Here is a 10,057-nt window from a genome sequence, read left to right as displayed (position 1 = left end):
CGGTGCGCATCCGCAAGGGCGCGGGCGAGCTGACCGCGACCAGCGACGACGTGGTCGCGTTCGGCGAGGCGGTGCGGCTGATGAAGCGGCGCAACGACGGCCTGTCGTGGGCGCGACAGAGCCAGATCCACCACCGCGATTCCCAGCACAACAACGGCCTGTTCCTGCCGTGGCACCGGCAGCAGGTGGTCCACATGGAGCGGATCGTGGCGCGGCTGACCGGGCACGACGCCTTCGCCATGCCCTACTGGGACTGGCAGGAGCACCGGTTCCTGCCCGCGTGGGTCTGCGACCGGGAGTCGCCCCTGTACGAGCGCAACCGGGCGAGGGGCGTCGATGAGCTGGACTTCGCGGCGGCGCGGTGGGCGGAGTCGCCCTATACGGCGAAGCTGGCGTCCGACGACTTCCCGACCTTCTGCGGCAAGCTGCCGGAAGGGGCGGGGATGGTCGAGGGCTACGGCCACAACCACATCCACCAGCTGATCGGCGGAGCGATGAAGCACCCGCGGACCTCGGCCGTGGACCCGATGTTCTGGCTGCACCACAGTAATGTCGACCGGGTGTGGGCGACCTGGCACGGGGCCCGGGGGCGGGACCTGTATCCGGCTGACTGGACGGCGCGGACGGTGACCGGCTTCGTCGATGTCGAGGGGCGGCCGGTGGGAGACCTGGCGGTGGGCGCGAGCCTGGAGACGCGGCCGCTGGGCTACGACTACGACCGGCTGTATCCCTTCCCGGTGTTCAGCGTGCCCGAGCCGGGGCCGCCCGGCGTGACCCGGCGGGTTCCGACCGGCGGGCAGAGCTGGACGGTGCGGGCGGAGGCGGCGTCGGGGGCCGACCGGGTCAGCCTGACGCTGCCGGAGGCGGCGGTGGCGCGGATGCGCGAGGCCGACGACACCCTGATGATCTCGGGCGAGGGGGCGGTGGCCTATGCGCGCGAGGCGGCGCTGGAGGACCGGTCGCTGGAGATCCGCATGACGAGCGGCGGGCGCGAGCGCGCGCTGGGCTCGTCGCCGACCTTCGTGCACCTGCCGGAGCCGGGCGGGCATCACGGCCATCGCGGGCCGTATGTGCTGCCGTTCCGGTTCGGCGAGGAGGTGCTGAACCTGTTGGCCGCCGGCGACGGGCCGGCGACGGTGACGGTGTTCGCCGAGGACCTGGACCCGGCGGCGGGGCGGCCCGGGGCGCGGGCGGCGTGGATCGAGCTGACGCTGACGCTGACGGACACGCGCTGGGCATGAAGGGACGGGGCATGAACCGGTTCAGGGTCGTTCTGCTGTTGATGCTGGCGGGGTTGGCCGCCGCGCCGCTGGCGGGGTGCGCGTTATTCCGGCAGGAGCCGCCGCCGGTCTATGCGCCGCCGCCACCCCCTCCACCTCCGCCCCCTCCACCGCCGCCGCCGCCGCCTCCGCCGATGGCGCCGCCGCCGGCCGAGGCCGACATGTGGCCGGACGGGGTCGTGCCGATGTGCTTCCAGGCGCCGGCCGAAGCGGACGGCTGGGCGCGGGCGAAGGTGATGGACGCGGCGGCGGCCTGGGAGGCCGTGGCCAGGGTCGAGTTCGACATCCGCGCGGACTGCGCCGGCAGCCCCACGTCAGGGCCGGGCCGGCGCATCCCGATCCGCATCGACCACGATCCGGAGCTGTTCGCCTCGGCCAGCCATCTGGGGGTCAATCTGGTGCGCGGCGGGACGATCACGCTGAACGCCGAATACCTGGTCACCAACCGCATCTGCGGGCGGCGCGGGAGCGTCGGGCGGGAGGGCTGTTTCTACGCCGACGCCCTGCACGAGCTGGGGCACGCGCTGGGCTTCTCGCACGACCACGTGAGCCCCCGCGCGCCGGACTGCGTGGCGCGGATGAGCACGCCGGAGCCGGAGGTGGCCGACGAGACCTATTACGACGCCGCCTCGATCATGAACTACTGCAACCCGGAGCGCTGGAAGGGCCAGCTGAGCCCGGCGGACGTCTGCTCGATCCGGGCGGCGTACGGCGATCCGCTGGGACAGAGGCCGACACGGGCCAGCTGCTATGCGATGACCGGGGCGCGGGAGCGGACGTGAAAAAGGGCCCGGCGGTCGCCGCCGGGCCCTTTCGCTACATGGACAGGCGCCTAGCGCTTGCGGGCCGCCTGTTCGCCGCCGCGGCCGTCACCGCCGTCGGAGATGTCGCCGACGATGGGGTTCTCGGCCTGGACGCGCGGGCGGTTCTGACGCCAGGTGTCGAAGTCGGCCGAGAATTTCTGGCGGCGTTCGTTGCGCCAGTCGCTGTAGTCCTTGTCAAAGGCCGACAGCTGCTGCTCGCGCCAGTGCAGATAGTCCGGCTCGAACTCGTGGTGCTGGTGGCTCTGGCCGCCCATGCCGCGGCCGGAGCCTTCCCAGATCTGGGAGCCCGGGGCGTAGGCGTGGCTGGGGAAACCCTGGCCGCCATAGGTCTGGCCGCCATAGGTCTGGGCGCCGTAGTTCTGGCCGCCGTAGCTGGGGGCGCCGTAGCCCTGATCCATCGGCGAGGCGTAGGAGGACGGACCATAGCCGGGCTGGCCGTAGGACGGGTTGCGCGTCACGCCGGTGTCCTGGCCGAACTGCGGCCCCGCGCCATAGGCCTGTGGCCCCGACTGATAGCCGCCCGGGCCGTAGGGGCCTCCGGGGCCGCGGTCGCCTGTGTAGGGGGTCGACATGCCCTGGCCATACTGGCTCGGCTGGTTCTGGCCGTAGCCCCAGCCCGAGGCGCCGGAGTGTTCGCGCTGCTGGTCGTGGCCCTGGCCGCGGAAGGCCTCGGCCACGCGGCCACCGTCGCCGCCGCCCCAGGTGCGATATTCCTCGGGCCGCTGGCCGCGCCCGTCGCCGCCCTGCGACATGCGGTCGTCGTGATCGGGTCGCCCTCGGTGTTCTTCGTGACGGAAGGGATTCTGCATGGTCCTGCACTCCGTTGGATGGGACTGCAAAACCGGGCCTGACCGGGGATGTTCCGGCCGACCGCCGCGCTCACGAAGGTGTCAGAGACGCTCGCGGCGGTGCAACAATCCTGTTGCGCGCGCGTAACTTATAGGGCCACGCTTGTGGTTCACCTGCAGCGGGAGCGGCATGGCCTTCGACGAGATGTCAGGAGACGCGGCCGCCTATGGGGCGGACGTCCGGGAGAGCTACCGGGGGCTGGCGCGCTGGATCGCCGACGCGCCCGACGGCCTGCTGCAATCGCGCTCGCGCCAGGCCGAGCTGTTCTTCCGCCGCATGGGCATCACCTTCGCCGTCTATGGCGACGCCGAGTCCAGCGAACGGCTGATTCCGTTCGACGTCGTGCCGCGCATCATCGGGGCCGCGGAATGGGCCGGGCTGGAAGCGGGGCTGGTCCAGCGGGTCAACGCCATCAACCTGTTCCTCGCGGACATCTACGGACCGCAGGAGTGTCTCAAGGCCGGAGTGCTGCCGGCCGAACTGGTGCTGACCAATCCGCATTATGCGCCGGAGATGCAGGGCCGCCGCCCGCCGCGCGGGGTGTGGGTGCAGATCGCCGGGGTGGATCTGGTGCGCACGGGCGAGGACGGCTTCTACGTGCTGGAGGACAATTGCCGCACGCCGTCAGGGGTCTCCTACATGCTGGAGAACCGCGAGATGATGATGCGGCTGTTCCCGGACCTGTTCGCCGACTATCCGGTTCGGCCGGTCGAGACCTACGCCGACATGCTGCTGGCGTCGCTGCGGGCGTGCGCGCCGGAGGCGGCGGGGAGCGATCCGGTCATCGTCGTGCTGACCCCCGGACCGTTCAACTCGGCCTATTACGAACACAGCTTCCTGGCCGACAAGCTGGGGGTCGATCTGGTCGAGGGGCGGGATCTGTTCGTCGACGACGGCAAGGTGTTCATGCGCACGACGCAGGGACGCCAGCAGGTCGACGTGGTCTATCGCCGGATCGACGACGACTTCCTCGATCCCCTGACGTTCCGGCCGGACTCGGCGCTGGGCGTGCCCGGGCTGATGACGGCCTATCAGGAGGGGACGGTGACCCTGGCCAATGCGGTCGGCACCGGCGTGGCCGACGACAAGGCGGTCTACACCTACATGCCGGAGATCATCCGCTTCTTCACCGGCGAGGCGCCGATCCTGAAGAACGTGCCGACATGGCGGTGCCGCGAGCCGGAGGCGCTGAAGCACGTGCTGGCCAATCTGGGCGACCTGGTGGTCAAGGAGGTCGGCGGCTCGGGCGGCTACGGCATGCTGGTCGGGCCGGCGGCGTCGAAGACGGAGATCGAGGCGTTCCGCAAGCGGCTGATCAACGATCCCGACGACTTCATCGCCCAGCCGACACTGCAGCTGTCGACAGCGCCGACGCTGGACAAGGCCGGCGAGCTGGCCCCCCGGCACGTCGACCTGCGGCCGTTCGTTCTGTCGAGCCACGAGGGGGTGAAGGTGGCGCCCGGCGGGCTGACGCGGGTGGCGCTGAAGCCGGGCTCGCTGGTGGTCAACTCCAGCCAGGGCGGCGGAACCAAGGACACCTGGGTGCTGGATGTTTGAGGGTACGCGCAGAACAGTCCTTCTCCGCCCGGGGGAGAACGTGGGCGGCGGAGCCGGCCGGATGAGGGGGCTGCGCCGGTTCGCAGACTCTCCCAAAATCCAGACCGAAGCGGGCGGCCCCCTCATCCGTCTCGCTGGGCGAGCCACCTTCTCCGCCGAGGGGAGAAGGGAGGCGGGTCTTCCATGCTGAGCCGAACCGCAGACAGCCTGTACTGGACCGGCCGCTATATCGAGCGGGCGGACTTCCTCGCGCGGATCCTCGAGGCGACGATCCGCCTGGCCGCCATTCCCACGCGCGGCGACGGCGACGCCGGGACGGTCTGGGCCAGCGCCCTGGCCAGCGCCGGCGCGCCCAAGGCGCTGGGCCGGTCGCCGACGGAGAAGTCGGTGCGGGAGTACCTCGCCTTCTCGCCGGAGAACCCGTCGTCGATCGCCGCCTGCATCACCCGGGCGCGGACCAACGCCCGGTCGGTGCGCACCGCCCTGACCATCGAACTGTGGGAAGCCATCAACGGGGCGTGGAACGGTCTGGCGGAGCAGGGCCAGCCGACCCGGCGCGACGACTTCACGCGCTTCCTGGAGTGGGTGAAGGCGATGACGCTGGCCGTCGAGGGCGCGACCTCGCGGACCATGCTGCGGAACGACGGCTATTATTTCCTGCGCCTCGGCGCGGCCATCGAACGGGCCGACAACACGGCGCGGCTGCTGGATGTGAAATACCATCTGCTGCTGCCGGAGGGCGAGCGGGTCGGCGGGCAGCTGGACTATTTCCAGTGGACCACGCTGCTGCGGGAGGTGTCGGCGCTGACGGCCTATCGCTGGGTCTACCGGGACAGCGTCAAGCCGTGGCTGGTGGCCGATCTGCTGGTGCTGAACCGGCAGATGCCGCGTTCCCTGGCCAGCTGCCAGGCCTCGATCGTGCGCTATCTGGAACGGCTGGCCAACGACTACGGGCGGCGCGGACCGGCGCAGCGGCTGGCGGCGGACCGGATGCGATCGTTCGACAATTCGCGCATCGAGGCCATCTTCCAGTCCGGCCTGCACGAATACATCCAGGCCTTCCTCGCCGAGAACGCCCGGCTGGGGCAGGCCATCCATGACCAGTACCTGAGCTGACGCGTGCGCATCCAGATCGACCACGCCACGACCTATGCCTACGACCGGGCCGCGCGCTTCATCATCCAGACCCTGCGGCTGACCCCGCGCTCCAGCGAAGCGCAGCAGGTGCGGCACTGGCAGGTGGAGACCGACGTCGACGCCCGCCTGCACCGCTCGGAGGACGCCTTCGGCAATGTCGTGCACACCCTCTACACCGAACAGCCGACGCCGAGCCTGACGGTGCGGGTGTCGGGCGAGGTGCTGACCAGCGACACCGCCGGGGTCGTGCCGCCGGACCAGGAGACGCTGTCGCCGCTGGTGTTCCTGCGCGACACCGCCCTGACGCGGCGGGACAAGCTGATCTCGGTGTTCGCCTCGGAATTTTCGGCGCATCCGCCGCTGGACCGGATGCACCGGCTGATGGCGGCGATCCACGGCTCGGTCGCCTTCGAGGTCGGGGTGACGACGCCGACCCACACCGCCGCCGAGGTGCTGGCCCTGGGGCGCGGCGTCTGTCAGGACCACGCCCATGTCTTCATCGCCTGCGCCCGGCAGATGGGCGTGCCGGCGCGTTATGTCTCGGGCCATCTGCTGCGTCAGGACACCCACGACCAGGAGGCGGCGCACGCCTGGGCCGAGGCCTGGGTCGATGACCTGGGCTGGGTCGGCTTCGATCCGGCCAACGGCGTCTGCCCGACCGACCGCTACGTCCGGGTGGCGACGGGGCTCGACTATCTCGGCGCCGCGCCGGTGCGGGGGGCCAGCTACGGCGGCGGCGGCGAACGGCTGGCGGTCAGGCTGACCGTGCGTGATGCCGACATGCAACAGAGCCAGCAGCAGGCATAAGGGCGGGATCGACGAGCGGGGGAATCTGTTACCGTCGGCGGATGACGGATGCAGGCCTGAGTCGAGGCGTCGCATGACCTACTGCGTGGGCATGCTGGTCGAGGAGGGGTTGGCGATGATCGCCGACACCCGGACCAACGCGGGGGTCGACAACATCTCGTCCTATCGCAAGCTGCACGTCATCGACCGGCCCGGGGAGCGGGTGCTGGGCGTCTGCACGGCCGGCAATCTGTCGGTGACCCAGACCGCCCTGGCCATGGCCCGCGAGGGGGTGCACCTGAAGGTCGGCGAGCCCTCCGAGACGCTGGAGACGGCGCCGACGCTGTTCCGCTGCGCCCAGCTGCTGGGCCACGCCCTGCGCGAGACGCGGCTGTCGATCGCCCCGGCCATGCAGGCGGACAGCCTCAACACCTCGGCCAGCATGCTGCTGGGCGGCCAGATCGCCGGCGGCGAGATGGGGCTGTACCTGATCTACAGCCAAGGCAATTTCATCGAGTGCGGGCGCGATACGCCCTATCTGCAGATCGGCGAGCTGAAATACGGCAAGCCGATCCTCGAGAGCGGGCTGGCGTACGACGCGCCGCTGGCCGAGGCGGTCAAGCTGGGGCTGATCTCGTTCTCGACCACGATGCGTTCGAACGTGGCGGTGGGGGCGCCGTTCGACATGCTGACCCTGCGGCGCGGATTCCTGAGCGGCGACGTGCGCCGGCTGGAGCAGGACGACGCCTATTTCACCGACCTGCACGAACAGTGGACGCGCGCCCAGGCCGCGGCGCGGCGCGCCATGCCGGAGCCGCCGTGGATGGGCAGCGAGCCGAGACTGGCGGCCAGCCGGGGCTGAGCTGAGCGGTTGCAGCGGGACGTCATCGGGATACGGTGACGCATGATCCGATCGACCCCGCACCGCCGCCACGCCCTCGCCCTGATGGGCGGATCCGTTCTCGCCGGCCTGCGGGCCTGCCCGCCGCCGCGCGCTCAGAAGACTGGACGGCGCTCGGGGCCGACGTGAAGGCCGAGTTCAAATGGGCCTGGGACCACTACGTCGACCGGGCGTGGGGCAAGGACGAGATCAATCCGGTCAGCGGGACGGCGCAGTCGTTCTTCATCGAGGGTCATGACCTCGGCCTGTCGCTGGTCGAGGCGCTGGACACGCTCTGGATCATGGAGCTGGACGACGAGTTCCGGCAGGGGGTGGACTGGGTCAAATCCAGCCTCGACTTCGACATCGACGGCTATTCCCAGGTGTTCGAGACCAATATCCGGCTGGTCGGCGGCCTGCTGTCGGCGCACCTGGCCTGCGGCGATCCGGTTCTGCTCGGCAAGGCGCGTGATCTGGCCGACAGGCTGTTGAAGGCGTTCGACGCCTCGCCCCACGGCCTGCCGTACCGCTATGTGAACCTGAGGACGGGGGCCGTGCGCGATCCGGAGACCAATCTCGCCGAGATCGGCACCTATGCGACCGAGTTCGGGGTGCTGGGCCAGCTGACGGGGGACGGCCGCTACTATGCGGCGGCCAGGCGGGCGATGAAGCACGCGCTGGACCGGCGCTCGGACATCGGCCTGATGGCGGCCAACATCCATGCGGAGACGGGCGAGTTCATCAGTCGCAACGCCTCGATCGACGTCTATGCGGACAGTTTCTACGAATACCTGTGGGACAGCTGGGAACTGTTCGGCGACGCCGAGATGAAGGGCTGGGCCGAGGAATGCCTGGCGGCCATGGTCGCGCATCAGGGCCGGCGCTACGACGGCCGGCTGTGGTTCCCGATGGTCGATTACGAGACCGGCGCGGTCACCGGGACGTCGCAGACGGTGCTGGGCGGCTATCTGGCCGGGCTGCTGGGCCAGGCGGGGTTCAAGGCCGAGGGCGACGACTTCCTCGCCAGCTATGAGGCGATGCAGGCGCGCTACACGATCATTCCGGAATCGATCGACGTGACGACGGGGACGGCGCGCGGCAAGCGCACCGGCCTGCGTCCGGAGTTCGCCGACGCCTGCCTGAACCTGTGGCTGGGCGACCGCGACGAGCGCTATCGGGCGCTGACCGCGATCCACTACCGCAACATGAAGGCCACCTCGAAGGCGGCCTGGGGCTACACCTCGCTGGCCGACATCACCACCCGGCCGATGACCCACGGCGACAACTGCCCCGGCTACTGGTGGTCCGAGCAGATGAAATACTACTTCCTGATGTTCGCCGAGCCGAAGCGGGTGGACCTGGACCGGATGGTGCTGAGCACGGAGGCGAATGTGCTGAGGGGGTTCGTGGGGAACAGGGGTTCGAGCCCTTCAGCGGTCCGACGCTGACCGCCGGCGTCGCTCCATGGCGTCGCTGAAGGCGGCGGCGAGGATGCCGGTCGGCATGGCGACCAGTCCAATGCTTACAATTGCGATCGCCGAAGCGAACAGCTTGCCAAGCACGGTTACGGGGTAGACATCGCCATAACCCACGGTCGTCATCGTCGCGACTGCCCACCACAGCGCGCGTGGGATGCTGCCGAACTTTTCAGGTTGAACGTGCCCTTCCACGAGGTAGAGGCCTGTCGCCGCAATCACCAACAAAATCAGCCCGCCGAGCAGGCTCAGCAACAGTTCATCCCGTCTCGACGACACCGCTTCGATCATGTGATCCAGTGCGCGGGACATACGCCCGAGCTTGGCCAACCTTACAAGCCGCGCCAGCCGGACAAGGCGGAGCAGGAGTGCACTCGACCCACCGACAAAGGACAAGGACGCGACAATCGCCAGAAGGTCCGTCAAGCTTGCGGGAGAGAGGGCAAACCGCAGGCGTTGACGCCAGGCGCTTCGGGTCGGGTCGGCTTCCGGCGCGACCCAGAGCCGCGCGAGATACTCGATCGCGAACGCTACGCCGAGCCCCAATTCGATGGTGATGAAAGTGCTGCTGAACCGGTCCAGCAAGGGCTCGGTTTCCAGAACCGCACAGGCGCCCGCGACCAGAATAAGAGCAACGATAACCCGATTAACGGAGGACAGGCCTTGCGGCCGGGCACAGGGCTCGAGCGCCTCGAACGTCCGACGCCGGAGCCGTCCTCCGCGCGCGGCGCCTCGACTCACCGGGTGTACTCGCTCATCGAATACGGCCGCGCCTCCGCCTCCGCGCCCCAAGCCCTGTTCGGCTCCGCCCCCATCACGAAGCGCAACTCGCCGCCGGCCATGATCTCGTCATGCCCGATCCACGTCCGGTCCAGCGGACGGCTGTTCAGGGTGACGGACTGGATGTAGGGGTGGTCGTCGGACAGGCCCTCGGTGGCGATGGTGAAGCGGCGGCCGTTGGCGAGATTGAGCACGGTCCGGTCGGTGAACGGCCGGCCGATGACGTACTGACCCGAGCCCGGCGTGACCGGATAGAAGCCCATGGCGGTGAACATCAGCCAGGCCGACATCTGGCCGACGTCGTCGTTGCCGCTGAGGCCGTCGGGCGCGGCGCGGTACTGGCTGTCCATGATCTGCTTCAGCCGCGCCTGGGTCCGCCACGGGGCCCCGGCGAAGACATAGGCGTAGGCCGAGTGGTGGCTGGGTTCGTTGCCGTGGATGTACTGGCCGATCAGGCCGGCGATATCCTCGGCGTGGGAATAGTCGAGG

Annotated in this window: 10 protein-coding genes; 7 read left to right on the top strand and 3 right to left on the bottom strand. The window is 69.6% G+C overall.

The annotated features are described in order from the left end of the window. Positions 1-1,241: tyrosinase family protein (locus VGD32_RS05620; protein ID WP_331030923.1), on the top strand; the 1,241-nt coding region annotated here is incomplete at its 5' end. Between the two features lie 173 nt (positions 1,242-1,414). Beyond that, positions 1,415-2,062: a hypothetical protein gene (locus VGD32_RS05615; protein WP_331030922.1), complete on the top strand. Its 648-nt coding sequence runs from the start codon at positions 1,415-1,417 to the stop codon at positions 2,060-2,062. Positions 2,063-2,112: 50 nt separating this feature from the next. Here VGD32_RS05615 and VGD32_RS05610 read toward each other — a convergent pair whose 3' ends face one another. After that, on the bottom strand, positions 2,113-2,913 hold the full coding sequence (locus tag VGD32_RS05610) for a hypothetical protein (protein WP_331030921.1): 801 nt from the start codon (positions 2,911-2,913) through the stop codon (positions 2,113-2,115). 169 nt (positions 2,914-3,082) lie between these two features. Between VGD32_RS05610 and VGD32_RS05605 the strand changes: the two genes are divergently transcribed. The 5 genes from VGD32_RS05605 (at position 3,083) to VGD32_RS05585 (ending at position 8,761) form a co-directional block, all read left to right on the top strand. Further along, the gene (locus tag VGD32_RS05605) at positions 3,083-4,510 is read left to right on the top strand and encodes a circularly permuted type 2 ATP-grasp protein (protein ID WP_331030920.1); all 1,428 of its coding nucleotides are present in this window, start codon (positions 3,083-3,085) and stop codon (positions 4,508-4,510) included. A 183-nt stretch (positions 4,511-4,693) separates the two neighbouring features. Beyond that, positions 4,694-5,626, top strand: coding sequence for an alpha-E domain-containing protein (locus VGD32_RS05600; protein ID WP_331030919.1), 933 nt, complete (start codon positions 4,694-4,696; stop codon positions 5,624-5,626). Between the two features lie 3 nt (positions 5,627-5,629). Beyond that, a complete protein-coding gene (locus tag VGD32_RS05595) occupies positions 5,630-6,454 on the top strand; it encodes a transglutaminase family protein (protein ID WP_331030918.1) in 825 nt (274 codons plus the stop codon). 73 nt (positions 6,455-6,527) lie between these two features. After that, positions 6,528-7,295 (top strand): peptidase, encoded by a 768-nt coding sequence (locus VGD32_RS05590; RefSeq protein WP_331030917.1) that lies wholly within the window; start codon positions 6,528-6,530, stop codon positions 7,293-7,295. Positions 7,296-7,459: 164 nt separating this feature from the next. Next, positions 7,460-8,761 (top strand): glycoside hydrolase family 47 protein, encoded by a 1,302-nt coding sequence (locus VGD32_RS05585; RefSeq protein WP_331030916.1) that lies wholly within the window; start codon positions 7,460-7,462, stop codon positions 8,759-8,761. Here VGD32_RS05585 and VGD32_RS05580 read toward each other — a convergent pair. Further along, positions 8,744-9,529, bottom strand: a complete 786-nt coding sequence (locus VGD32_RS05580) for a potassium channel family protein (protein WP_331030915.1) — start codon at positions 9,527-9,529, stop codon at positions 8,744-8,746. The two genes, VGD32_RS05585 and VGD32_RS05580, sit on opposite strands and share 18 nt — an antisense overlap. Further along, positions 9,526-10,057 (bottom strand): glycoside hydrolase domain-containing protein (locus tag VGD32_RS05575; RefSeq protein WP_331030914.1); only part of this gene is annotated, 532 nt, incomplete at its 5' end. The genes VGD32_RS05580 and VGD32_RS05575, both read right to left, overlap by 4 nt.

Origin of the sequence: Brevundimonas sp., assembly GCF_036402095.1 — a bacterium.
In the GTDB taxonomy this organism is placed as follows: domain Bacteria; phylum Pseudomonadota; class Alphaproteobacteria; order Caulobacterales; family Caulobacteraceae; genus Brevundimonas.
Note: the sequence above shows the minus strand (reverse complement) of the source record. Positions and strands in the feature narration are given on the sequence as shown.

Bases quoted from the DNA above. Each gene is read 5' to 3' on its own strand.
- VGD32_RS05590 (WP_331030917.1), top strand. From the start codon at position 6,528: ATGACCTACTGCGTGGGCATGCTGGTCGAGGAGGGGTTGGCGATGATC.
- VGD32_RS05610 (WP_331030921.1), bottom strand. From the start codon at position 2,913: ATGCAGAATCCCTTCCGTCACGAAGAACACCGAGGGCGACCCGATCAC.
- VGD32_RS05605 (WP_331030920.1), top strand. From the start codon at position 3,083: ATGGCCTTCGACGAGATGTCAGGAGACGCGGCCGCCTATGGGGCGGAC.
- VGD32_RS05615 (WP_331030922.1), top strand. From the start codon at position 1,415: ATGGCGCCGCCGCCGGCCGAGGCCGACATGTGGCCGGACGGGGTCGTG.
- VGD32_RS05600 (WP_331030919.1), top strand. From the start codon at position 4,694: ATGCTGAGCCGAACCGCAGACAGCCTGTACTGGACCGGCCGCTATATC.